The sequence below is a fragment of the Paenibacillus massiliensis 2301065 = DSM 16942 genome, assembly GCF_000377505.1.
Lineage (GTDB): Bacteria > Bacillota > Bacilli > Paenibacillales > Paenibacillaceae > Paenibacillus > Paenibacillus massiliensis.
In genome coordinates, this window is the sequence record NZ_KB898185.1 from 551,346 (window position 1) to 577,226 (window position 25,881).

Below are 25,881 nucleotides of genomic sequence, written 5' to 3' on the forward strand. Positions count from 1 at the left end.
TATAAATTCGATTATCTTAAAAAATAACCTGGCTGCTGTCCGCAGTCGCCTCCTAAGGGACAAGCGGTGAACAACCAGGTTGTTTTTTTGGATAGCTTATCTAAAAATTAACGACGCAATCCAAGTCTTTCGATCAACGCGCTGTAACGTTTAACGTCAGTCTTCTTCAGGTAAGCCAAAAGCTTACGACGTTGACCAACCATTTTCAGCAATCCACGACGGGAGTGATGATCTTTCTTGTGCGAACGAAAGTGGCTTTGCAAGTTAACAATGTTCTCCGTAAGGATCGCGATTTGTACCTCTGCAGAACCAGTGTCGGATTCATGAGTTTTGTACTCACCAATCAATTGTTGTTTGCGCTCTTGAGTCAATGCCATTCTGTTCACCTCCTTCATTATAATCGCCATTAGCCTCGTAACCGCCGGTGAGAGCGAGAAACCAAGCTAAGGTTCAGTGTTGCTTGACACAACATAAAACAGTATAGCACACCAGCATGTCCTATGTAAATCATGGAATGCTGTTTTGCATGAATTTACATCTATTCAGCTGAGGTGAGCAATTGACGTGCTGTGTCCGCATCATGGCCAATCTGAGCCACCAGTTCATCCACAGAAGCAAATTTCCGTTCAGGTCTTATGTAATAGTACAAATCAACCTTCACCTGCTCGCCGTAAATATCCTCCGCAAAATCAAACAAGTGTACCTCAAAGGAAGGTCGAGTTACTCCATCGTGGAAGGTAGGCTTCACACCCACATTCATAACCCCGCTGTACACCGCGTCTCGTACATGAGCCTTCACAGCATACACGCCCTTCGTCGGCATTACAAATTTATCCTCTAGCTGCAAATTCGCTGTCGGAAAACCAATCGTCCGTCCGCGCTTCTCACCGTCCGCTACGATTCCACGTACTCGGTATGGACGCCCCAGCCAGCTACGTGCTCTTGCAAAGTCTCCGTCCTGAAGTGCACGACGAATACCCGAGCTACTGACCTTCTCTCCACTCAGCTCATAAGGAGGAACCGTCTCAACCTGCATTTCTTGCCCGCCCAACTCACGTAGCAGGGCTTCATTGCCTTCACCGCGATATCCGAAGCGGAAATCAAATCCAACTACAGCCTGCTTGACCTGAAGCGGGAGCAACAATTGCTGTACGAAGTCAGATGGAGATACCTGCGAGAATTCCGGATTGAATTCCACAATATATAGAATATCCACTCCCATGGATTCCAGTACCTCCTGCTTCTCAGCAAGTGGCGTAAGATAGCCTTCGTAATCCCCCTTCTTCATCACTTCCTTCGGATGAGGGTAGAAAGTCATTACGGCTACGGGATATTCATATTTCCGGCCGAATGCAATCGCATTGCGGATCACACTGGCATGTCCCATATGAAGGCCGTCAAATTGGCCAATAGCCATCACCTGCGGACGTCCCCATGTCTGCAGTAGCTCCGGTAAAATTGGGTACGACAGTGATACGGTTATCATATGATTTCACCTGCAATTCATCTTCGATTTCACGGGAGCCCGTGCATCTATCCATTGCCTGGAAGAAATACCTTCACTGGTGCAATAGCGCCCGACGATTCTTCGCGCTTGTAGATTCCTAGAAACTGTCCATTCTCCCGATAAAGACGAATCGGTTGATCTGTACTTACAGGAGGATGAACTACAGTGAAGGACAGACGCTGTCCCTGTAATGCTGCTGTCGCCTTGGCTTCCTCAACAGTATGTGAGGCTAAGAAGGATATCGCCTCATCCACAGGAATCAGATATTTATCCAGGGTCCCATCTGCAGCATACTGCTCAATCTGCTCCAGCGTCAAGCAACGATCGAGAGGAATCCCTGCCGACATCGTACGCTGCAGCTCTACCATCGTAGCTGGCAATCCAAGCGCTTGTCCAATGTCTACACATAAGGTTCGAATATAGGTTCCCTTCGAGCATAGTACGCGGAAGGTAATATCCGTAAAAGAGTCATGATGTGCACACTCCGTCATTTCGATCTCATGTATAGTTACCTGGCGACTTTTTCGCTCAACGGTCTTTCCCTCACGAGCCAGTTCATACAATCTCTTGCCATCAACCTTGACGGCAGAGTACATCGGCGGCACCTGAGAAATGGTTCCTATGAACTGCTCCAGAACCGCCTTGGCTTCCTCCAAAGTCACATGACTACCATCTGCCTGCTCCAGAACGGTTCCCGTCAGATCTTCTGTATCTGTCGAGATGCCAAGGCGTAGCGTGGCTCGATATTCCTTGGGCTGCTCCTGCACATATTCGACGACACGCGTAGCTTTGCCCAAGCACAAGGGCAGTACGCCTGTCACCTGTGGGTCCAGCGTCCCTGTGTGTCCGATACGCTTCATACGCAGCAATCTGCGAGTCTTAGCAACGACGTCATGAGAGGTGAAGCCCGCTGGCTTGTATACAGGTAGTATTCCTTCCCAGTGGCTCATAGCATCTCCTTCGCCTTCATAACAATCTGGTTAATCGCCTGCTCCAGCGAGTCCTCGATACGACAGCCAGCGGCACGTACATGCCCCCCGCCACCGAAGCTCTGAGCCAGAGCGGCAACATCGACATGACCCGCAGAACGAAGACTGACCTTGACAGACTGCTCTTCTACTTTCTTGAATAGAATGCCGACTTCCACACCCTCGATATTTAGCGCATAATTCACAATGCCCTCAAGATCTTCATTAATAGCACCACAGGCAGCCATCGCTTCCGGCGTTACATAGACCCAGGCAATTTTACCATCATCCGTCATGGACAACGTCTGCAGTGTATTCGTTAGAATCCTGAACTGGGATCGGGTCAGCCGCTCCAGAAGCATTTCTGACAAGCCTGGGCCATCCACTCCGTAAGTCAGCAGCTTCGACGCGATAGCCATAACCTTCGGCGTAGTATTGGAGTAGCGGAATCCGCCTGTATCCGTCAACAGCCCGGTATACATAGCTGTAGCAACGTTAACATCCAGCTCCAGATCGAACTGCTCCAGTAGATCAAACAGGATCTCAGCCGTTGCCGCTGCATCCGTCTTGATGAGGTTCACGGCACCATATCCGTTATTGGTCGGATGATGATCGATGTTCAAAATAAGGGCATCCTCCGCAAAATACTGCTCGGTTAGTCCAACCCGTCGGTAATCAGCACAATCGACAGCAATGACCCGGCTATACTTCCGTTCAAGTGGCTGAGCCGACAAATCATGTATTTGATCGGCGTTCCACAAGAAACGCATTCGCTGCGGAATCGGTCCCTCATTCAGCATTGTGAATTTTTTGCCCAGACATGAGAGAAGCCAGCCCACCGTTAAGGTGGAGCTGACTGCATCTCCGTCAGGCTGTACATGCGACACGATCAGGTAATCATCATGCTCCATCAGAAATTCCTTTCCTAGTTGAAGCGCCTGTTCATAAGTGTGCATCGCCGTCTCCTTTACATTCAGTTCAAGATTGTTCTTCTTTCTCGATATCACTCAGCAGTCTCTCAATGCGGCTGCCGTAGGCGATGGACTCGTCGATCTTGAAGATCAGCTCAGGCACATGACGAAGGCGGATACGTTTACCTACCTCCGAGCGAAGAAATCCGCTTGCCTTCTCTAATCCCTTCAGAGACCCTTGCTTCTGTTCCTCATCGCCCAACACACTTAGATATACTTTGGCCTGTGACAAATCGTTGGTTACCTCTACACCGGTTACTGTAATAAAGCCGATGCGCGGGTCCTTTAATTCCGACTGGATTAAAAGACTCAGTTCCTTTTTGATTTGTTCACTGACTCGTCCCGTACGTATTTTAGCCATGGATGTTCTACCTTTCTGCCCTTAGCGCTCCACGGTCTCCATGACGAAGGCTTCAATAACATCCAGTTCCTTCACATCATTGTAGCCGTCCAGAGTAATACCGCACTCGTAGCCTTGTGCAACTTCCTTGGCATCATCCTTGTAGCGTTTCAAGGAATCAATCTTGCCTTCGAAAATTACAATGCCGTCACGGATGAGACGCGCTTCTGCCGAGCGAGTAATTTTACCGGAGGTCACCATACAACCAGCAATCGTACCGACCTTGGTAACTTTAAATGTACTTCTTACTTCAGCATGCCCGATAATATTTTCTTTATAGATTGGATCAAGCATTCCCTTCATGGCCTGCTCAATCTCTTCAATTACATTATAGATAACGCGATGCAGACGGATATCTACCTTCTCAGACTCAGCTGTAGCTTTCGCCTGATTATCCGGACGGACGTTGAAGCCGATAACGATCGCATTCGAAGCCGCCGCGAGAATAATATCCGATTCATTGATAGCACCCACGCCATTATGAATAATCTTGACGCGAACACCTTCTACTTCAATCTTGTTCAAGGAGCCCTTAAGCGCCTCGACCGAGCCCTGCACGTCACCCTTGATAATAACGTTCAGATCCTTCATTTCGCCATCTTTAATGTGCTGGAACAGGTCATCCAGGGTAACTCGAGTATTGCTGCCCAGCTCGGACTGACGATGAGTAATAGCACGTCTGTCAGCAATCGCACGAGCTTTACGCTCATCCTCGAACACCATGAATGGATCACCAGCCAGAGGCACCTCTGTCAGACCTGTAATTTCTACAGGCGTAGATGGGCCAGCTTCCTTCAAACGGCGACCCTTGTCGTTCACCATCGCACGCACACGACCGAAGCAGTTACCAGCTACGAAAGCATCCCCGACTTTCAGCGTACCGTTCTGCACCAAGATTCGCGCTACAGAACCGCGACCTTTGTCCAGCTCGGCTTCAATAATCGTACCACGAGCACGCTTATTAGGGTTAGCCTTGTATTCATTGACCTCAGCTACCAGCAGGATCATCTCAAGCAGATCCTCCAGCCCCATGCGCTGCTTGGCAGACACGTTTACGAAGATCGTATCGCCGCCCCACTCTTCAGGTACCAATTCATATTCAGTCAGCTCTTGCTTGACTTTATCCGGATTCGCATCCGGCTTGTCAATTTTGTTGACAGCCACAATGATCGGAAGACCTGCAGCCTTGGCGTGATTGATCGCTTCAACGGTCTGTGGCATGACACCGTCATCCGCTGCCACGACGATGATCGTCATATCTGTTACTTGAGCACCACGAGCACGCATCGCTGTGAAGGCTTCGTGACCTGGCGTATCCAGGAAGGTGATCTTCTTGCTATTAATCTCAACCTGATAAGCACCAATATGCTGGGTGATACCGCCAGCTTCTCCGCCCGTTACGTTCGTGGAACGAATCGCATCAAGCAAAGTCGTCTTACCATGGTCAACGTGACCCATGATTGTAACAACTGGTGGACGTGTAACCAAGTTAGCTTCATCGTCAACCTCTTCTACAGTCTCGAAGCGGTCTTCTTCAACTGGAATCTTCACTTCAACTTCAACACCGAAGTCACCGGCAAGCAGCAAAATAGTGTCCATGTCAAGCTCTTGGTTGATTGTCGCCATTGTACCAAGGGTAATCAGCTTCTTGATTACCTCGGATGCATCCTTGTGGAGCAGCTTAGCAGTCTCGCCTACAGTCATCTCTCCACGCACAATAATCTTCTTAGGCGTGTTGTCGATCTTCTCGCGACGCTCTTGCTGTTGGCCTCCACGACCTCGGTTATTGAACTTACCGCCTCGGTTATTGCCACCTTTGTTGCCACCACGGCTATTGTTACGATTGCCGCCCTGACGGTTGTCATCAAAACGGTTCTGTCCCGGACGGCCGCCACCGCTATTGTTGTTGCTGCGGTTGCCGCCACGATTATTGCCGCCTCCGCTTGAATTACTGCCCGAACCACTGCGTTCGGCTGTTCTTACTGGAGCTCCACCATCACGTTGTCCACCTTGCCCACCTTGTGGACGGCTATTAGCTGTCGCTGTACCTGCAGGGCGGTTACCACCTTGCGGACGAGGGGAAGAGCCTGTATTACCTTGACTACCTTGGCGCGGTGCGCCACTGCGATTTGCATTCGACTGACTGCCTTGACTGCGGGAAGCACTTCTTTGACTTGAGTTTTGGTTTGAGTTTTGGTTTGGTTTATTATTCATACTTACCTGCTTTTCCTGTTGATTTTTGGACTGCTCTGTTTTCTGGGAACTGATCTGGGCAGTTCCGCTGTCACCAGGCTTCGCAGCACTGGATTTAATATCCTTGAAGAACTTTTCAACCTTGCTAACCGAATCGTTCTCCATTACACTCATGTGATTGTTAACGGGAATGTCCAGCCTCTTGAGGATGGTAATGATTTCTTTGCTGCTCATATTCAACGATTTGGCATATTCGTATACCCGCAATTTATCTTTGCTTTCCTGTTTACTCAATATACTCCACCTCCGACATGATCCCAGCATGTTTTACGATCAGCTTCGCGAACCCTTGATCCAGAACTGCCAGCACCACCCGTTCAGGCTTGCCGACACTATTCCCCAAGCTTTCCCGGTCAAATCCTATCAGTAGAGGAATGTTGTAAGATCCGCATTTATCACGGAATTTTTTTTGAGTATTCTCTGAAGCATCTTTAGCAAGGATGACCAGCTTGGCTTCGGAAGAGCGGACAGCCTTTAGCACGATTTCATCGCCGGTTGCCAATTGTCCTGCCCTCATCGCGAGCCCTATATTAGACAGTGCTTTATTCATCATCATCAGCCCTGTGCTGTGCCGCTAGGAATTCTTCCTCGGCGGCAGCGAAATCACGAGCAAGCTGTTCGTGAATTTCCGGTTGCACTTGATGTTTGAGCGCCCGGTCCAACGCTTTATTCTTCTGAGCCAGCTTAAAGCAAGCAGCCTTGCCGCACAAGTAGGCTCCGCGGCCTGATTTTTTTCCGGTCAGATCAATCAGCACCTCATCTTCAGGGGTCTTGACGATGCGGATCAGCTGCTTTTTAGGCATCATTTCCTGACAAGCCACGCACTTGCGCAGTGGTATTTTTCTCTGTTTCATGACCACACCCCCTCTAATTGCCACTAATCGACGGATACGGAATCCTGATGCATTTCTCCATCGGATGTTCTCGGTCTGCCGAATTCCTCTTCCGCCTGCGTCTCACTCTTAATATCGATCTTCCATCCAGTGAGCTTGGCAGCCAGACGGGCATTTTGTCCTTTGATACCAATCGCAAGGGAGAGCTGATAATCCGGTACGATTACTCGTGCCATCTTCTCTTCTTCAAACACCTGTACTTCCAGTACCTTGGATGGGCTGAGTGCATTTGCCACATATTCATCCACATTATCAGAGAAGCGCACGATGTCAATCTTCTCACCACGCAGCTCGTTCACGATGGTCTGGACACGAGTCCCTCTCGGGCCAACACAGGAGCCAACCGGATCGACTTCTGTATTTCTCGAATACACAGCAATTTTGGAGCGGAAGCCTGCTTCACGCGCAACGGAGCGAATCTCAACGACACCATCAAAGATCTCAGGCACCTCGAGCTCGAACAGGCGTTTGAGGAGGCCTGGATGCGAGCGAGACAGCATAATTTGCGGCCCCTTGGTGGTGTTCTCTACCTTAGTAATGTAAGCCTTGATTCGATCCAGATGATTGAACTTCTCGTTCGGCATGAGCTCGCCCAGCGGAAGCACAGCTTCTACCTTACCCAGATCCACATAAATATTACGCAGATCCTGACGCTGTACCGTTCCAGTAACGATGTCCTCTTCTTTGTCTACGAAGGCATTGTAGATCAGACCACGCTCAGCTTCACGAATTCGCTGTGTGACAACCTGTTTGGCCGTCTGTGCTGCGATGCGTCCGAAATCACGCGGTGTAACTTCGATCTCCGCAATATCCTCCAGTTGGAAATGTGGGTTGATTTCGCGGGCAGCTGGCAAAGAAATCTCCGTACGCGGGTCCAGCACCTCTTCCACAATCAACTTGCGGGCATACACCTTAATTACCCCAGTGTTACGGTTCATATCAACACGCACATTCTGAGCCGTATTAAAATTACGCTTGTAGCTGGAGATCAAAGCGGCCTCAATCGCCTCGAACAGAACATCCTTACTGATGCCCTTCTCTCTCTCCAATTCATTCATTGCTTCAATAAAATCCATACTCATGGACTTGTTTCTCCCCCTTTCATATCATGGCGCCCTGCTATGAGAAAGCTTGCTGATACATCAAGGCCGCCTCTCACCGCAGGACTAAACAGTCATTCGTGTGTGTGTCAAGCATTAAAATATGATCGCCAGTCTCGCTCCCGCTACCTTGGCATATGGCAATGTATACGTTTTGTTACCTATTTGAACCGTCAGCTCATCGTTCTCAAAGGAAACCAGCTTGCCTTCGAATTCCTTGAGACCGCTTATTGGTTCGTAGGTGGTCACAAACACATTTTTCCCAACTGCCTTGGCTACGTCCTGTGCCTTCTTCAGCGGACGCTCAGCTCCAGGAGAAGATACCTCCAGGAAATAAGCATCAGTGACCGGATCATTCTCATCCAGCTTCTGACTGAGAAATTCACTGATCATACTGCAATCGTCCAGATCAATACCGCCATCCTTGTCAACGAAGACACGCAAAAACCAGTTGCTTCCTTCCTTGACATATTCGACATCGACCAGTTCGAAGCCATGCTCAAGTAAATAAGGTTGGACCATTTCTTCCACGATAGATTTGATCTTTGGTGTGCTCAAAGATTATAACCTCCAAGAGTATCGTTTCCAGTTCGCCTGCTATGGTACATAGACCAAGCAAGCTGAACTCAAGTGATGTTGTCGGCGTTTACAGCCAACGGGCTGCCTTTTTATGGCGTAATATATGAAGTTATCCAGAGAAGCAATCCAAGTAGATCAGATTACTTGTCGGGCAGCTTTCGTTAGTTACAGCGCATAGGACATGAGAAAATCATCAATTTCGGGCGAATTTCATCTGTAGCAAATATGAAAGAGTGGGTTTCCCCACTCTTTTAGCAACGAGCCTATATCCGTAATTACCAAAAAAATTATACCATACCATAATGTAAGTGACAAGTGCCGGGACTTGACTGAATCCGTATCCCGCAGCAACGCATTGACTGCTAGAACAGTGACAATTGATTGCTTTCTGGGAGTCCACGGAAGCAGCCCATTTGCGACAGCAATTCAATAATCGTCTTACTTGCCTTGGATTTCTGCTGGAAGTCCTCAACGGACAAGAATTCTCCCTGCTCGCGAGCTGCGGCAATGTTACGTGCGGCATTCTCACCAATCCCCTGTAAGGCACCGAATGGAGGAATCAATGCATCGCCATCTACCTTAAAGCGCGTCGCCTCGGAACGGTACAGATCAATCGTCTTGAAGCTGAAGCCGCGGGCAGTCATTTCGAGTGCCATCTCTAGTATTGGCAGCATGTTTTTCTCCTTCGGCGGCGCCTGGAAGCCTAGCTGTTCAATCTCCACAATTTTACGATAGATGGCCTCATAGCCCTGACAGCAAAGCTCAATATCGAAATCTGCAGCACGAACAGAGAAATATGTCGCATAATATTCGATCGGGTGATATAGCTTGAAGAAGGCTGTACGTACGGCAGAGATAACATAAGCCGCGGCGTGCGCCTTAGGGAACATGTACTGGATTTTCAAGCAGGAATCAATGTACCATTGTGGTACCTTGCATTTCTTCATCTCCTCGATCCACTCTGGCGGCAGCCCCTTACCCTTACGAACACTTTCGGTAATTTTGAAGGCAAGGCTGGCATCCATGCCCGCTTTATAGATCAGGAACAGCATGATATCGTCACGACATCCGATTACTGTTTTGATGTTACAGGTTCCATTTTTGATCAGATCCTGCGCATTTCCCAGCCATACGCCCGTACCGTGAGACAATCCCGAAATCTGCAGCAAATCCGCAAAGGATGACGGCTGTGATTCCACAAGCATCTGCCTTACGAACTTTGTTCCCATCTCCGGTACCCCGTATGTGGCCACTGGGGTTCGAATCTGTTCGGAAGAAACACCCAGCGCCTCTGTGGAGTTGAACATGCTCATGACCTTTGGATCATTCATCGGAATGCTAGTCGGATCAACACCCGTCAGATCTTGCAGCATTCTCATCATGGTCGGATCATCGTGGCCCAGAATATCGAGCTTCAGCAGGTTCGCATCGAAAGCGTGATAATCAAAGTGTGTCGTCTTCCATTCAGCATTCGTATCATCGGCCGGGAATTGAACCGGAGTAATGTCCTCAACTTCCATATAGTCAGGAACAACCACAATCCCGCCCGGATGCTGCCCGGTACTCCGCTTAACCCCTGTACAGCCAGAAGCAAGACGGTTCAGCTCGGCCCCGCGCCATCTTTGGTTATGCTCTTCTTCGTATTTCTTGGCGAAGCCGAAGGCAGTCTTCTCCGCTACCGTACCGATCGTTCCTGCCCGAAATACACTTTTTTCCCCGAACAGCTCCTTCGTATAGTTGTGAGCTGTCGGCTGATACTCACCGGAGAAGTTCAAGTCGATATCGGGAACCTTGTCCCCCTTGAAGCCCAGGAAGGTCTCAAACGGAATATCCTGCCCTTCTCCCTTCAGTTTACCTCCACAGTGCGGGCAATCCTTGTCCGGGAGATCGAAGCCGCTCGGAATACTTCCGTCGAGGAACCACTCACTGTATTTACATTCCGAATTGACACAGATATAATGCGCAGGAAGCGGGTTAACCTCCGAAATACCGAGGAAGGTCGCAACGACAGAGGAACCAACTGAGCCCCGTGAGCCTACCAGATATCCATCCTGATTCGATTTCTTAACGAGACGCTCAGAAATAAGATAGTTGGCAGAGAAGCCGTATTTGATAATTGGCTCCAGCTCCTTCTCCAGACGAGCCACTACTACTTCAGGCAGATCCTCTCCATATATGGACTTGGCTGTTTCATAGCAAGTATTTCGAATTTCCTCATCTGCTCCCTCCAGAACTGGAGTGAACAGCTCATCCGGGAACAGCTTCAGCGATTCAAAGCGATCCGCGAGATCATTTGTGTTGGTAACAACGACTTCGAACGCCTTCTCTTCCCCCAAAAACTCAAACTCTGCCAGCATTTCTTCGGTGGTCCGCAGATGAGCATCTGGCTTGCGCATTCCTTTCAGTGGACTGAAGCCCGTGATCCCATGAATGGTAATATCCCGGTACAGCTTATCTCTTGTCTCCAGGTAATGTACATTGCCGGTAGCAATGACTGGCTTGCCTAGTCGATCTCCGATATCACAGACTTTGCGAATAGCTATTTTCAGCGCTTCGGGATCACTCACCAGCTGCTTCTCCACCAAGTGCATGTACATCGTAAGAGGTTGAATCTCCAGCACATCATAGAAGGCCGCTACCTCCTCAGCCTCTTCCACCGACTTGTTCAGCACCGCCTCGAAGAATTCACCCTTCTCACAGCCTGAGATGATAAGAAGACCCTCTCGCATCTCTGTCAGCTTGGACTTGGGAATACACGGCACGCGCTTGAAGTATTCTGTGTGAGACATGGAGACCAGCTTGTACAGGTTTTTCTTCCCGACAGGATTGAGCGCATAGATGCAGCAGTGGAACGGACGTGCTGTAGACAGATCCTTACCGACATAGTCGTTCAGTCTGTCCAGCATGGTCATTCCCTTCAATTGCGCCGCATCATTCAGGAGTCCATTCAATACTCCGCCGAGTGCAAGCGTATCATCAATGGCCCGGTGGTGACTCTCCAGCGCTACTTTATATTTATCTGATAAAGTGTTCAGCCTGTGATTCTTCATCGTTGGAAAGAGCATCCGTGCCAGCTCCAAAGTATCCAGCACCGGGTTTTGCAGCTCCGGTAACCCCATCTGCTTCAGGGTAGCCTGGATAAAGCCGATATCAAAGCGGGCATTATGAGCAACAAGCACTCCATCCCCCACGAATTCGACAAATTCTCTCATAACAGGCTCGACATCCGGAGCATCCTTCACCATCTCATCATTGATATTGGTCAGCTGCTGAATATTGTAGGGAATTCGTTCATGCGGATTGACGAAGGTAGCATAACGGTCAATTTCCTTACCCTCCTGCATTTTGACAGCAGCAATCTCAATAATCTTGTTCTGGGTTACGGATAATCCCGTCGTCTCGATATCAAATACGACAAAGGTAGCCGTCTTCAGCTCCAGTGGTACGGCCTGCATGACGACCTCTACCGCATCATTGACGACATTGGCCTCTACTCCGTATATCATTTTTATATCATTCTTTTTGGCTGCCTTCGCAGCTTCTGGATAACACTGCACACCACCATGATCGGTCACGGCAATCGCCTTATGCCCCCATTTGGCTGCAGTCTTCACATACGTATCTATCGAGGTTACCGCATCCATCGTGCTCATCTTCGTATGGAGATGGAATTCGACTCGCTTCACGGGAGCGTTGTCCTTGCGCGAAGGCGGAGCCTGAACCTCAACCAGATCAGAAGGAATCATCGCGAGCTCCGGTACCTGCATGAATCGGTCATATTCGACACGTCCGCGTACCTTGACCCATTTACCGTTGGCCAGCAGGCTAAGGATCTTAAGGTCCTCCTTGGTCTTGGCGAACATTTTCATCTGTAAAGAGTCAGTAAAGTCAGTCAGGTAGAAGGTGAACAACGTACTGCCGTTTCTTAGTTCTTTGCGATCCAGACCGAAGATCGTCCCCTGCAGGGTCACCTTCTTCTCCTCATCCTGAATCTCTTGCATTGGAACAGCTGGCTCCTTGATATCATAGCCGAACTGAAGTCGAACATCGCCTTCGTCCTCATCTGCCGGTGGCATTTCCGACTCAATGCTCTCCATCATGGCCTGGATGACTTCCCGTTCCTCTTCAAGCTTCTTCTGCTGGAATTCTTCCAAGGCTGCCTGATCTGTTTCTCCCGCCTGGATTTTAATACGAAGCGGAACATGGAAATACTGATTGTAGAAACGGATGATCGCCTGATCAATCTGCTTCTTGCGGGCAAGCTCCAGTGACATGGCGTCTGTCATGTTCAAGGTCAACAGCCCCTCTTCCCATTCCTGCCCTGCTCTCGTTAGCCACCCATTCACAGAAGGAATCTCTCTATGCACCCACTCCAGAAACAATCTCCAGTACTCTTTAACGATTGCTTCATGCTCCACAGCCTCTGCATACTGGAACCCGAAGGTGATCTTCGCGATATGCTGCAGCTTCTCTTGAATCCGCAGACAGAAGGTTCGATATACCTGGGCAGGTACAAGCGTCTCCTTGTGCAGAATAATATGCCATTCTTTATTAGCCTTGCTGATCTCTACCCGCTCAATTCGTCCATCCAGAAAATAGGGATCAACGACAGCCGCCGGCATCTCAGCCTGCTTCATCAATAATTCCAGCCTATGTCTCTTATCGTCAGTTCCGCTCATGCTTTCCCCTCCTGGAACTTTGAAATTCTCCTGTTCTCTCACATCATTATATCAGGATATCAGAATTAGTTGATTGAACAATACTATCCTCTTATTAAGGAACTATACGAAAAGGATGCTTATACATACGACGCCTATACATAACGGCGCTTGTATGAACGCCCATGTAAAAAGCTTCTGTGCGTCACTGCTCTGCAACAGAAGCTTCTTATATACTCTATTCATACCGTGCCGAATACGGTGGTGGTGAATATCATTCACCTTAACACATACATATCCCCACAAAGTAATTGCTGCGTCGAGCTATTAATAGGCTCTAGCGAACACCACAGTATGTGCCGCAGGCTTGCCACAGCACAGACATGTCTCCTTCACCACTGCAGGCTTGAATGGAATATTACGGCTAGTTGCTCCCGTAACTTCCTTCACTTGGTCCTCACAAGTCTCAGAACCACACCAACCTGCCAATGTGAAGCCACGTTTTTCTTCCATTAAGGCTTTCATTTCATCCAATGTGTCAACGTCATAGAAATGCTCATTCATGAAACCTTTGGCCCGCTCATACATCTCACGCTGCACTTGCTCCAGCATAGCTTGAACTTCCTCGACCAGCCTTGCTTGCTCAATGACCTTCTTCTCTCCGCTGATGCGGGATACGAGCACACAGACGCCATTCTCCATGTCACGTGGTCCAAGCTCGAGACGTACAGGAACTCCGCGCATTTCATATTCGTTAAATTTCCAGCCTGGGCTGACATCTGACCGATCGTCAACCTTAACCCGAATGCCAGCCTTCTTCAAATCTGCGAACAGCTCATCGGTACGCGCGAGGACAGCATCCCGTGTCTTTGGTGGGCCGATTGGAATCATCACGACCTGCGTAGGAGCTACCTTCGGTGGAAGAGCTAGACCACGGTCGTCACCATGCACCATAATCATGGAGCCAATAAGACGTGTGCTTGTTCCCCAGGACGTCGTATGCGCATACTCCAGATTATTGTCCCGGCTCAAATACTTGATATCGAACGCTACCGCAAATTTTGTTCCGAGATAGTGGGAGGTTCCCGCTTGTACTGCGCGTCCGTCTCTCATCATCGCTTCCAACGAGAAGGTATCCACAGCACCAGCAAATCGCTCAGAAGGAGTCTTCTGCCCTGTAATAACAGGGATCGCAAGTACTTCCTCAATCACTTCGCGATAGACCTCCAGCATCTTCATGGTCTCTTCGCGAGCTTCCTCTTCATTCTCATGAGCGGTGTGACCTTCTTGCCACAAAAATTCGCTCGTGCGCAAGAATGGAAGTGTTCTCTTCTCCCATCGAACTACGTTTGCCCATTGGTTAATGAGTACTGGCAGGTCACGGTATGACTGAATCCACTTGGAATACATGTGACCGATCATCGTCTCTGAGGTAGGACGAATGGCAAGTCGCTCTTCGAGCTTCTCTCCGCCTGCCTCAGTTACCCATGGCAGCTCTGGATTGAAGCCTTCCACGTGCTCCTTTTCTTTCTGGAAGAAGCTCTCTGGAATGAACATTGGGAAATAAGCATTACGATGACCTGTTGCCTTAAAACGCTCGTCCATCGCATCCTTGATATGCTCCCAAATCTCGAATCCGTCTGGACGGAACACAATACAGCCACGAACTGGGGAATAATCCATTAGTTCAGCTTTTTTGATGACATCAATGTACCAGCGGGAGAAGTCTTCTCCCTGTGGTGTTATTTCGGATACAAACTGTTTATCTTTTGACATTAGAAAAGCGTCCTCCCGTACCGTCTACAAGCATTCTAGCCTGCATACGACCATTAATTAACCGCTGATCAAGCGTAATATATCGTTATAAGTTACCGCAAGCATAAGCAGGAACAGCATCGCAAATCCAACGAAATGCACCATGCCCTCACGGCTAGGATCAATAGGCTTGCCACGAACGGCTTCAATCCCGAGGAAGATCAGTCTGCTACCATCAAGCGCTGGAATTGGCAGCAGGTTGAAGATACCGAGATTAATGCTGATCATAGCTGTCCAATACATCATCTGCACGAGTCCTGACTTTGCCACCTGGCCTGTAACCTCAATTGTTCTGACGGGGCCACCAATGTCATCAAGTGCAAAATTCTGAACGAGCTGCTGCAATCCGCGGAAGATTAGCATGGATGTATCTACTGTGTACTGTCCAGACAGCTTCAATGTCTCACCAATCCCGGCGCTCCGAGTCGGCAGTTCCAGACTAATCCCCACCTTGCCGCCTTCCTGGCCAGGCATCGCTCTCGGAACTACAGTGATATCCATCGGCTTATCCTCACGCTTAATCTGCCAGCTCATTGGCACATCCTGTGAACCAGAGATCAGTTCAATGGCTTTTTGCTGGTCCGCTCCAACAGGGGTACCATTGATCTCATTGATGATATCACCCTTCTGCAATCCAGCCTGCTCGGCTGGTGAGCCTGCAGTGATTTCTCCTATTTTTATGTAGGTTGGGTTATCAATTTGAACACCGTTGACCTGAATGTAGATAGCAAATAAAAAAAAGGCCAACACAAAATTCATCAAAGGTCCAGCAAAAATAGCCAAGGCACGCTGTCCGACCGTCTTACTGCCGTACTGCCGATCTCTCGGAGCAATCTGTATCTCACGGCCTTTGCTCACAATGATAGCCTGGGGGTGGACTGAATAGGTCATCGTTTCACCGTCTGCGAGCAGTGTAATCGTGAGTGCATCCTCCAGATCGATATGCTGTACCTCACCTTGGATGACATTCTTCTGCTTGTCCAGATCGTCAGTGAACATTCTCTTAACCAATCCGTCAGTCAGTCTAACATTAATGGTCTGACCGGGCTCGATCTGAATCAAATCCGGGTCTTCCCCGGCCATTCTAGCGAAGCCACCAAACGGTAACAGGCGAAAAGTGAACTGAGTTTCATTCTTCTTATATGAAAACATCTTGGGCCCAAAGCCAATAGCAAACTCACGGACCAAAATGCCAGCACGCTTTGCAAAGTAGTAATGACCCCATTCATGTACCGCAACAACTAGAAAAAACATGAAGAAAATATAGATCACGATCTTAATAGTCTCCAACTGGTCGACACCTCCTTATACTATAATATGCATGTTCTAGGATAACATTATTCTTTTATAATACCAAGAGTTTTTGATGGTTGGCAAATGGTTCATACTCTCAACGAATTCTCAATCTACTCTACGAAAATCACGCTATAAGCTTAAAAAAACGAGACTGCAGATCAGCCATGAATCATAGCCTATACAGTCTCGTGTTAATCGTTCTAACGCAGCTCGTTCATATCTCTGAGGTGCTCATTGGCTTACTAGCGTGGCTATAGGCCTATAGCACTGACGCAGCCTTGCGAGCTTCCTGATCCGCCCATTCAATAGCTTCCAGGTCAGGCTGGCTCACCGGCTGATGCTGGCTGACGATTCGCTCAATAATCTCTTCGATCCGGAGGAAAGGAATCTCTCCCTTCAAGAAGCGGGCCACCGCCACTTCATTGGCTGCATTAAATGCTGTGGCCGCCGTGCCACCAGCCTTACCGCATTCAAAAGCCAAGCGTAATGCCGGATAACGCTCATAATCCATCTCGCTAAAATGCAACTTCCCTACCTGAGCAAGCGACAGTGGCTTGGCCGGAGAAGGCATCCGGTCAGGATAGGTCAGTGCATATTGGATCGGGACACGCATATCTGGATTCCCTAGCTGAGCAATCATGCTAGTATCAACGAATTCTACGTAGGAATGGATAATACTCTCTGGATGAAGCAGCACATGAATGCGATCATAGTCGATTCCGAACAGCCAATGGGCCTCAATGACCTCAAGGCCTTTGTTCACCATGGTAGCTGAATCAATCGTTATCTTCGCTCCCATGGACCAGTTCGGATGCTTGAGCGCATCCTCCACGCTCACATGCTCCAGCTCGGCGCGAGTGAGATGGCGAAAGGATCCCCCCGAAGCAGTCAACGTAATGTGCGATACTCGATTCGGATCCTCACCATTCAAGCATTGAAAAATCGCCGAATGCTCACTATCAACAGGCAATAAAGCTACACCTTTCTGGCGTGCTCGCTCCGTAACAATGTGTCCGGCAGTCACCAACGTCTCCTTGTTGGCTAGTCCGATGTGCTTGCCTGCCTCAATCGCTGCGAGTGTGGAGCGCAGGCCCACGCTTCCCATCACCGCGGTTACGACGAGCTCAGCATCGGTTCCCGCAGCTACCTCTACTAGCCCCTCGTCTCCCCAGTAGACGGCTATGTCTTCTGGAAGCTGCTGTCTCACTTGTTCGGCTAGCTTCTGCGTAGCGACGGATACTTTTTTGGGTCGGAAGCGCAGCGCCTGCTCCAGCAACAGCTCTACATTCTGGCCAGCTGCCAGACCTTCAATCTGATAGGCTTCGGGATGCATAGCCACTACATCCAACGTCTGTGTACCAATGGAGCCCGTGGAACCAAGTAATGAAATCCTCTTCATCATGCACCTTCCTCACGATAACTCATAAACCTTCCTGCATCTCTCAAAAAGGGAGCAGAAACATATGTATGAAAGGAAATACTACAATCCAGCTATCACAACGGTCCAGAATACCGCCATGACCCGGCAGTAATCGACCTGAATCCTTGATATCATAGGACCGTTTGTAAGCAGACTGAATTAAATCTCCTAATTGTCCAACGAGGGAGCAGGCCAGCCCAATGACAATCGCATGTCCCACTGTAAGAAGCCCACCCGAGAACCAGGAAAATACTACAGCTACGACAACAGCAAGTATAATCCCACCTACAGAGCCCTCAATTGTCTTATTCGGACTGATGGAAGGCCACAGCTTCGTACGACCGAACGCCTTTCCTGCAAAATAAGCTCCTGCATCACTGGACCATATACTGGCCAACAGCAATATAGTCCAAAATAGTCCATATGCCATATGTCTTGAATCCGCAATCGCAGAAAATCCAACCCCCACGTAAACAGTTCCCAGAAACAGTAGTGCTGCTGTATTGATGTTTACCCTATTTTTGGACAGTACCGTAACAACCAGAAATAAAGTCAACCATATCCACAGCATACTGGACAATTCCAGAGGTGGCTGTACATGTAGAGGCTCATATGGAAATACCAATAGCAGAACTCCTACATAGCTCAGAAGAGCTTCTATGCTAAAGGAAGAGACCTTGATCATTCGAATGAATTCATGTATGCCAATCAAGGCCATAGCAAGAATCAGGATATGATAAGGTAGCCCTCCCAGATAGACCATCATAAAAAACAGGGCACCTGCTATAATGCCTGTCAGCAATCGCTGCTTCAACGGCTTCAACCTCCATTACTTCAGGCCGCCGTATCTCCGTGTCCTGCGTTGATACTCAGCCACTGCTTCGTATAAATGCTCCTTGGTAAAATCGGGCCAATAGATATCTGTGAACCAAAGCTCACTGTACGCCAGCTGCCAGAGCATAAAGTTGCTCAGTCTGAGCTCCCCACTTGTACGGATCAGCAGATCCGGATCAGGCATTCCATTCGTAAGCAAGGATTGATCGATCAATTCTGACGTAATATCCTCAGCCTTCAGACGGCCCGCTTCAACCTCACGTCCGAGCGTTTTCATGCATTCCGTTATTTCCATACGACTCCCATAATTCAGGGCAAAATTAAGCACAAGTCCTGTATTATGCTCCGTCCGCCGGATCGCCTCCAATAATGGTTCCCGTGCATACGAGGGCAAATACTCCTCATGCCCCATCATACGTACTTGAACATTATTTTCGATCAGTTCATCCAGCTCAATCGCTAGAAATTCCTGTGGAAGCCGCATCAGAAAATCGACTTCTTCTTTGGGCCGCGTCCAGTTCTCAGTTGAGAAGGCATACATCGTCAAATACCGGATACCGAGATCACTTGCGGCGATTGTCGCACGCTTTACAGCTTTCATACCGTTCTGGTGTCCTACTGTGCGCGGCATGCCGATCCTCTTAGCCCATCTGCCGTTCCCATCCATGATTATGGCAACATGCTGCGGAATATTATCGTTTGAAATGGTCGGTGTCTGCTCTTTATGTCCCCCGCTCCACCAGGACCGAACCCGTTTGATCATGCTAATCCTCCAACATTCTCCCCGAAATGAATCATGGCCCAGAAAGAGACAAACCCCACCTTGACGGAGGGGTCCGAGGTCTCTCACTTATACTTCCATGATTTCTTTTTCTTTCGCAGCGAGTACTTTATCTACCTCTGCAATGAATTTATCTGTCGCTTTCTGAATATCATCCTGATGGCGACGAGACTCGTCCTCAGAAATATCTGTCTTCTCCAGCTTTTTGATATCATCATTAGCATCACGACGAATATTACGCACGGCAACTTTGGCTTCTTCACCGAACTTCTTTGTCATCTTCACGAGCTCCACACGGCGCTCTTCCGTTAACGCCGGGATGCTCAGACGAATCTGGTTACCGTCATTTGACGGAGTCAGACCAAGATCCGATTTCTGAATAGCACGCTCGATGTCAGCCAACGAGGACTTATCCCAAGGCTGAATCATGAGTGTACGAGAATCTGGCGTGTTAATGTTCGCCAACTGGTTCACCGGTGTCGGCGCTCCATAATATTCTACCTGAATCCGATCGAGAAGACTAGGGGTCGCTCGACCTGCACGCAGTGTTGCCAGGTCCCGTTTGAGTGCCTGGATCGCTTTATCCATACGCTCCTCTGCGTTCTTTTTAATCGCTTGTGGCATTAGTCTACACTCCCTTTTACAATTGTACCGATTTTCTCGCCAAGCACAACACGTTTGATGTTGCCTTGCTCCGTGATCGCGAACACGATCAACGGGATATTATTATCCATGCAGAGGGATGAAGCTGTAGAGTCCATTACGCCCAGATTCTTGTTCAGAACATCCAGGTAGGTCAGCTGCTCATACTTCTTAGCAGTGCTATCCTTGAATGGATCTGCTGAGTATACTCCGTCCACTTTGTTCTTGGCCATCAGAATGACTTCAGCTTCAATTTCAGCCGCACGAAGAGCTGCTGTCGTATCTGTAGAGAAGAATGGGTTACCTGTACCTGCCGCAAAAATAACTACTCTGCCCTTCTCCAAATGGCGAATCGCTCTGCGCCGTATGTATGGCTCAGCAATTTGTTGCATGGCAATGGAGGTCTGTACGCGAGTAGGAACGTCAATCTGCTCCAGGGCATCCTGCAATGCCAGTGAGTTCATGACGGTGGCCAGCATGCCCATATAATCAGCCGTTGCACGGTCAATACCGTTGGCGCTGCCAGCAATCCCCCGCCAAATATTCCCGCCTCCGCACACAATCGCTACCTCTACACCCAACTCTACTACATCTTTAACCTGTTGGGCAATCGACGCAATCGTATCGGCATCAATTCCGTATCCATTTGGACCCGATAATGATTCACCACTAACCTTCAGGACAACACGTTTAAATACTGGACTTTCCAAATGTTCAACCTCCATTGATATTCCATATTTGTTAATGCGCCTGACGAAACAAAAGCTCCTGACGGAGCCTGGCCCCGTCCGGGGACCGAAGGATCGTGCCCGCAGGAAGCTTATGCTGTCAAGGAGCTGTAAGACAGACCACATATAGTAGTTGTTTTCCTTGCGATTATAGAAGCATTTCAGTTCGGCTGAAATCTTATTCATTCTATAATCTAAAGAAAAGGAACACTGCTGTTGCCGTGTTCCAATTCTGTGTCTAATGTACTATAGACCCCGAGGGGCTATCATTATTGCTTAACTTGAGACATAACTTCTTCGTAGAAGTTGTCTTCTTTCTTCTCCAGACCTTCGCCCAGCTCGTAACGAACAAAACGACGAATGGAGATGTTCTCACCAATCGTGCTGATTTTTTCGTTCAGCAGTGTAGCGATTGTCTTGTCTGGATCTTTAACAAAGGATTGCTCCATCAAGCAGAACTCTTCATAGTACTTGCTGATGCGGCCTTCCACCATTTTCTCAACGATGTTAGCTGGCTTACCTTCGTTCAGCGCTTGAGCTTTCAGAATTTCCTTCTCTTTCTCAAGCTCTTCTGCGGATACTTCTTCACGACGTACAAAGCGAGGGTTGGAAGCTGCGATATGCATCGCGATGTCGCGCACGAACTCTCTGAATTGGTCTGTCTTCGCTACGAAGTCAGTCTCACAGTTGATTTCTACCAGCACACCAATTCTACCGCCAGCGTGGATGTAAGATTCAACTACACCTTCAGTTGCGATACGGCCAGCTTTGTTCGCTGCTGCTGCCAGACCTTTTTCACGCAGGAATTCGATTGCTTTCGTCAAATCACCGTTTGTTTCTTCAAGTGCTTTTTTGCAATCGAGCATTCCTGCGCCCGTTTTTTCACGAAGTTCTTTTACTGCGCTAGCATTAACTGCCATATTTAATTCCCTCCAAAATTGAATTTAATTCCTTTTGCTTTAACGCAAGGCTGAATTTATTCCTTAAAAAAAGGGTAGTGAAAGGCTTCCACCTACCAACCACCCTTTTCATTTAATTCATGTGTATTAGCAATCCAGGGCTAATTAAGCAGTTGTCTCTTCGCCTTGGTTTGCTTCCATAACAGCGTCAGCCATTTTGCCAGTCAGCAATTTAACTGCACGGATTGCATCGTCGTTACCAGGGATAACGTAGTCGATTTCGTCCGGATCACAGTTAGTATCAACGATACCAACAATTGGGATACCCAATTTGCGTGCTTCTGCAACAGCGATGCGCTCTTTACGAGGATCGATGATGAACAGGGCACTTGGCAGACCCTTCATGTTTTTGATACCGCCCAGGAATTTCTCAAGACGATCTTTCTCTTTGCGGAGAAGGATGACTTCTTTCTTAGGAAGAACTTCGAATGTGCCGTCCTCTTCCCAAGTTTCCAGTTGTTTCAGGCGATCAATACGTTTTTGAATAGTTTGGAAGTTAGTCAATGTTCCACCCAACCAACGTTGGTTGATGTAGAATTGACCAGCACGAGTAGCTTCTTCTTTTACAGAATCCTGTGCTTGTTTCTTAGTTCCTACAAACAGGATTGTGCCGTTATCAGCTGCGATGCTTTTAACGAAGTTGTAAGCTTCCTCTACCTTTTTCACTGTCTTTTGCAAGTCAATGATGTAAATACCGTTTCTTTCAGTGAAGATATAACGATCCATTTTTGGGTTCCAGCGACGAGTTTGGTGTCCGAAATGAACCCCAGCTTCCAGAAGCTGTTTCATGGAGATTACTGCCATCTTCACGCACCTCCTAAATTTGGTTTTTTAGTGTATCCTCCGTCGACATCATTTTCCACAAAGACTTCCTTACAGAAGCACCCCTTTGCAAAATTAATCGACGTGTGTTTTTAACACCGTCATTTAATATACCATAACACAAAGCTCCTTGCAACAACAAAACCGTCCCCTGTCCGATAGTCTTATCGGGAAGGGACGGTCGTGAATTTGGTAATGATGGAATTCAGGCTCTCACCTTTTTCAAGCGTATAGGTGCCAGAGCGAATTTTGCGGTTTATTTTCTTGGCATTAGCTGCCTCCATGAAGTCACTGGCACTTTGCACAACCCCTGACTTCTCCAGCTCCTCTGCTACTGCGGTCAGATTCTTGCCTGGAGCAATCCGAAAGGTGACAAGTTGCTTCGCGGCCTTTGCCTGCTGCGGTGCCACTGCCTCCTTAGGTGTATCCACTGCCTTCACTGCTGCTGTCTGCTGCTTATTCGTCTCCTGGGGAGCAGAGCTTTGTGGTTCCGAAGGGGTTGATGGCTCCTGAGAGGGATTTGCCGTGTCTGGAGCTGTCGGATCAGCAGGCGTTTTGTTGCCTTGCTCAATGACCTTTTCACGCCACTCATCCTCTGTCATAAGCTCCTCAGAGCTTTCAATCACCTTCAGATCCAGTCTCGCAGCAGCTTCCTCCAGTTGCTCGCGTGTCAGCTCTTGCGTATTCATGGAGGACACGCTCTGTGCCTGACCAATAAGGGCTAGCTGCAGCAACAGAGCGCCAGCGATCAAGCCTGTACCAAGGCCAAAAATAAATAAACGTTTTTTAATCATGCTGGTCCTCCTGCTCGGCAAGCTGTAAAATCAACTGGACCTCTCCGCGCTGAATTCCTGTCTGCTTCACGATGAAATCGACAGACTTTCCTTGCCCGTATAAAGCAAACAATTCGGGATAACGATCCCGTATGCTTGGCCTTGTCTCTGGAACAGCCACCTCCGACTCTTCTGCCTGAAGCACTGCTTCCTCCGTAATCGCGGCTTCTTGTTCAGCTACGACCAAATTCGCAGCTTGCCTCTCCTGGAACTGGATGAAATCTGCAGCTTGCTTCGACAATTCAACGGGCTCGCTACCTGTCCGTTCCAGATCCATTACGCGCTGCCTCAACTCGACAACCTGTTCTTGCAAGGCAGCATTCTTCGCTGCATGCTCACTCTTGATCTGAGTTACGATCTCAATGAGCTCATCGTTACCATGCTCAATGTCAGCCATGTATTGCTCAAGCGTAGCCTCTACATTACTCAGGACCTTTTCGTCCGAGGCTTGTGCATTCTGATTCTTTGGCAGCATCCAGGCATATAGCATGAGCGCCAGCCCCAGCAGGGCAATCATGATCCATGGCTCCACAACCCATCTTCTCCTTCTTATGATGATTTTCTGCTATAGCGACAGGTCCAGATGGTGTCCTTTGTACGGATGCTCTGCCTTGGGCTCTTCTGCTGACTCGGTCTGAGTGCGAGTCTTCTGATCCCGATGTCGTTGCGACTGCTGTTGTCCGTCCTCTTGATCCTTCAGCTTCACGAAGGCCTCCGAGGATTCCGAGACGTTGACCGGCTTGTTCCGCTCGGCATCGGCATCTTTTATTGCCTGTTCTCCAAGATGTGATTGTTCATTCATAGCTCTATGCCGATATTCGCTTTGATACTTCCCTGCTTCACTTGTACGAGGCACGGCTATCTGCAATTCAACGGCTTTCAAACTCATCATCACCACACCCTTCACTGGTTTGCATTTTGCAAAGTCGACTCAAGCATCACACGTGATGTCTGCAAAACGATCAGTTCAACTGAACAAGCTATTACGCCAAAGCTGACATAGTGATATCTCCGTCAAAATAATAAAATGACATTCTTGATACCGGATCTTTAATATATTTCGTGTATCTGCCGATAACTATTTTAGAGCCACCATAAATGACATTCTTAACCTCTACCTTTGCCATGGTGGTATCCTCCAGCATTTTCTCAATTTCAAAAATGCGAACCTTGATTTCACTAACTTCACGCTCGCTGGATTTCTGAGTAGCTGAGAGCTTTACTCGCATCGCCAGCTTATCAGGCGTCAATTGACCGGCTGCTGCCAATTGGTCCAAAATATGAAGCGCTTTATTTGTCTTGTCCATGCTGGCCAGTTGCAGCTTCAACTGGTCCCGCAATGTTGTTAATTCATTACGCAATTCTGGCAACACGCCTACTTCAATGGAAGTCAAGGTGGACATTGTATTCCCCACCGTGCGTGCACTTACCCTTTCACCCGCCTGAATACTTCCGCCAACAATCAGGCCCTTCGGACCACCACAAGTTACGTTTCTTCCGGCCCTTACATGGGAATGCATGATGCTCTGGGATACAAGAATATCCACTCCTGCAATGACGTTTCCATCCTGAATAAATGAGCATTTGACATCCTGCCCAGCCTTGACATGTCCTTTATTGTAACCGATGATGCCACTGCTGATCTCTACAGAGCCTGAGGCTTCAATTTCAGCCCCCTCGACGCCTCCGATGACACGGATATCCCCATCTGCTCGGACACGAAAGCCTGTCAGCACGTTTCCACGGATGACCACAGTACCAACAAAATCAACATTGCCAATGCTGTAATCAACATCTCCATTGATTTCGTAGACCGGAAAAACATTAATCTTATCGTTGTCTGTTTTGGTAACCAGGCCATCAATTGCCGCATACATGGCGATTCCTTCAGGATGAATAACTACGTTTTTTCCAACCTTGAATCTTGCCTGTTTACCTTCCTTATAAGGAATCTCCTCATTCGTGACCGCAATACCAGGCACACCAGGTTCAGGAGCTACCAACTCAGCGATTAACTGACCTTTACGCACATTCTTCAGCCTGGTTAGTTCTTTATAGTCTACTACCCCGTTGTTATTCTCAAGTGGCTTATGCTCATCATCCTGCAGCATAACATCTGCATACATGACATAGCCATCTACACCGTGAACCGGTTGCTTTCCTTTGGCAATCAGTGTCTTGGTATGCAAAAACAGCTCCGGCCTAACACAAAATTCAGCCAGTGCTGCATCGATGACACCAAAGCGAATCTGATTACGTTCCACGAACTGCTCCAGCTCCGGCAATGAGCAAGTGAAATCCTCCACCGGCTTGACGAACTCAAGATATGCAGCGCTTTTATCAGCAGATTGTGTAATTTTAAGTACAGATTCTAAGGTATGTGGCTGCTCCATTGCAATTAGCCCCCTTTGCATCAGTTCAT

General features: G+C 48.5%; 24 protein-coding genes. All 24 read right to left on the reverse strand.

The features are described from left to right. Nucleotides 1-107: 107 nt before the first annotated feature. Nucleotides 108-377, reverse strand: coding sequence for a 30S ribosomal protein S15 (gene rpsO / locus D328_RS0102435; RefSeq protein WP_025679857.1), 270 nt, complete (start codon nt 375-377; stop codon nt 108-110). 161 nt (nt 378-538) lie between these two features. Then, on the reverse strand, nt 539-1,486 hold the full coding sequence (locus D328_RS0102440) for a bifunctional riboflavin kinase/FAD synthetase (RefSeq protein WP_018883358.1): 948 nt from the start codon (nt 1,484-1,486) through the stop codon (nt 539-541). A gap of 47 nt (nt 1,487-1,533) precedes the next feature. Next, the gene (gene truB / locus D328_RS0102445; protein ID WP_018883359.1) at nt 1,534-2,457 is read right to left on the reverse strand and encodes a tRNA pseudouridine(55) synthase TruB; all 924 of its coding nucleotides are present in this window, start codon (nt 2,455-2,457) and stop codon (nt 1,534-1,536) included. After that, nucleotides 2,454-3,431 carry a DHH family phosphoesterase gene (locus D328_RS0102450; RefSeq protein ID WP_018883360.1) on the reverse strand — a complete coding sequence of 326 codons (978 nt, stop codon included), beginning with the start codon at nt 3,429-3,431 and terminating at the stop codon, nt 2,454-2,456. The genes truB and D328_RS0102450 overlap by 4 nt, the downstream gene beginning before the upstream one ends. 22 nt (nt 3,432-3,453) lie before the next feature. Continuing rightward, the gene (gene rbfA, locus D328_RS0102455; RefSeq protein WP_018883361.1) at nt 3,454-3,807 is read right to left on the reverse strand and encodes a 30S ribosome-binding factor RbfA; all 354 of its coding nucleotides are present in this window, start codon (nt 3,805-3,807) and stop codon (nt 3,454-3,456) included. A 21-nt stretch (nt 3,808-3,828) separates the two neighbouring features. Beyond that, the gene (gene infB, locus D328_RS0102460; protein WP_018883362.1) at nt 3,829-6,333 is read right to left on the reverse strand and encodes a translation initiation factor IF-2; all 2,505 of its coding nucleotides are present in this window, start codon (nt 6,331-6,333) and stop codon (nt 3,829-3,831) included. Continuing rightward, nucleotides 6,326-6,649: a L7Ae/L30e/S12e/Gadd45 family ribosomal protein gene (locus tag D328_RS0102465; RefSeq protein WP_025679865.1), complete on the reverse strand. Its 324-nt coding sequence runs from the start codon at nt 6,647-6,649 to the stop codon at nt 6,326-6,328. Before D328_RS0102465 ends, infB begins: the two co-directional genes overlap by 8 nt. Next, complete coding sequence (rnpM, locus tag D328_RS0102470; protein ID WP_018883364.1) at nt 6,642-6,953, reverse strand: RNase P modulator RnpM; 312 nt, start codon at nt 6,951-6,953, stop codon at nt 6,642-6,644. The genes D328_RS0102465 and rnpM overlap by 8 nt, the downstream gene beginning before the upstream one ends. Nucleotides 6,954-6,976: 23 nt before the next feature. Continuing rightward, nucleotides 6,977-8,074 (reverse strand): transcription termination factor NusA, encoded by a 1,098-nt coding sequence (gene nusA, locus D328_RS0102475; RefSeq protein ID WP_018883365.1) that lies wholly within the window; start codon nt 8,072-8,074, stop codon nt 6,977-6,979. Nucleotides 8,075-8,188: 114 nt separating this feature from the next. After that, nucleotides 8,189-8,650 carry a ribosome maturation factor RimP gene (gene rimP, locus D328_RS0102480; RefSeq protein ID WP_018883366.1) on the reverse strand — a complete coding sequence of 154 codons (462 nt, stop codon included), beginning with the start codon at nt 8,648-8,650 and terminating at the stop codon, nt 8,189-8,191. Between the two features lie 383 nt (nt 8,651-9,033). Further along, nucleotides 9,034-13,350, reverse strand: coding sequence for a PolC-type DNA polymerase III (locus tag D328_RS0102485; RefSeq protein ID WP_018883367.1), 4,317 nt, complete (start codon nt 13,348-13,350; stop codon nt 9,034-9,036). 306 nt (nt 13,351-13,656) lie between these two features. After that, nucleotides 13,657-15,105, reverse strand: a complete 1,449-nt coding sequence (proS, locus tag D328_RS0102490; protein ID WP_018883368.1) for a proline--tRNA ligase — start codon at nt 15,103-15,105, stop codon at nt 13,657-13,659. 57 nt (nt 15,106-15,162) lie between these two features. Beyond that, nucleotides 15,163-16,434, reverse strand: a complete 1,272-nt coding sequence (gene rseP, locus D328_RS0102495; RefSeq protein WP_018883369.1) for an RIP metalloprotease RseP — start codon at nt 16,432-16,434, stop codon at nt 15,163-15,165. A gap of 265 nt (nt 16,435-16,699) precedes the next feature. Next, nucleotides 16,700-17,839, reverse strand: coding sequence for a 1-deoxy-D-xylulose-5-phosphate reductoisomerase (locus D328_RS0102500; RefSeq protein ID WP_018883370.1), 1,140 nt, complete (start codon nt 17,837-17,839; stop codon nt 16,700-16,702). Nucleotides 17,840-17,882: 43 nt separating this feature from the next. Further along, nucleotides 17,883-18,674, reverse strand: a complete 792-nt coding sequence (locus D328_RS0102505) for a phosphatidate cytidylyltransferase (RefSeq protein ID WP_018883371.1) — start codon at nt 18,672-18,674, stop codon at nt 17,883-17,885. 15 nt (nt 18,675-18,689) lie between these two features. After that, nucleotides 18,690-19,457, reverse strand: coding sequence for an isoprenyl transferase (locus tag D328_RS0102510; RefSeq protein ID WP_018883372.1), 768 nt, complete (start codon nt 19,455-19,457; stop codon nt 18,690-18,692). 87 nt (nt 19,458-19,544) lie between these two features. After that, nucleotides 19,545-20,099, reverse strand: a complete 555-nt coding sequence (frr, locus tag D328_RS0102515) for a ribosome recycling factor (RefSeq protein ID WP_018883373.1) — start codon at nt 20,097-20,099, stop codon at nt 19,545-19,547. Next, nucleotides 20,099-20,827, reverse strand: a complete 729-nt coding sequence (gene pyrH / locus D328_RS0102520; protein WP_018883374.1) for a UMP kinase — start codon at nt 20,825-20,827, stop codon at nt 20,099-20,101. The genes frr and pyrH overlap by 1 nt, the downstream gene beginning before the upstream one ends. Before the next feature lie 287 nt (nt 20,828-21,114). Next, on the reverse strand, nt 21,115-21,765 hold the full coding sequence (gene tsf, locus D328_RS0102525; protein WP_018883375.1) for a translation elongation factor Ts: 651 nt from the start codon (nt 21,763-21,765) through the stop codon (nt 21,115-21,117). A gap of 144 nt (nt 21,766-21,909) precedes the next feature. Further along, nucleotides 21,910-22,608: a 30S ribosomal protein S2 gene (gene rpsB, locus D328_RS0102530; RefSeq protein ID WP_018883376.1), complete on the reverse strand. Its 699-nt coding sequence runs from the start codon at nt 22,606-22,608 to the stop codon at nt 21,910-21,912. 182 nt (nt 22,609-22,790) lie between these two features. After that, a complete protein-coding gene (locus tag D328_RS0102535) occupies nt 22,791-23,420 on the reverse strand; it encodes an endolytic transglycosylase MltG (protein ID WP_018883377.1) in 630 nt (209 codons plus the stop codon). Continuing rightward, nucleotides 23,413-23,991, reverse strand: a complete 579-nt coding sequence (locus D328_RS0102540) for a hypothetical protein (RefSeq protein WP_018883378.1) — start codon at nt 23,989-23,991, stop codon at nt 23,413-23,415. Before D328_RS0102540 ends, D328_RS0102535 begins: the two co-directional genes overlap by 8 nt. A 33-nt stretch (nt 23,992-24,024) precedes the next feature. Continuing rightward, nucleotides 24,025-24,351, reverse strand: coding sequence for a hypothetical protein (locus tag D328_RS0102545; protein WP_018883379.1), 327 nt, complete (start codon nt 24,349-24,351; stop codon nt 24,025-24,027). A 91-nt stretch (nt 24,352-24,442) separates the two neighbouring features. Beyond that, entirely contained in the window at nt 24,443-25,852 is a 1,410-nt protein-coding gene (locus D328_RS0102550) for a DUF342 domain-containing protein (RefSeq protein WP_018883380.1), read from the reverse strand. Nucleotides 25,853-25,881: the final 29 nt, after the last annotated feature.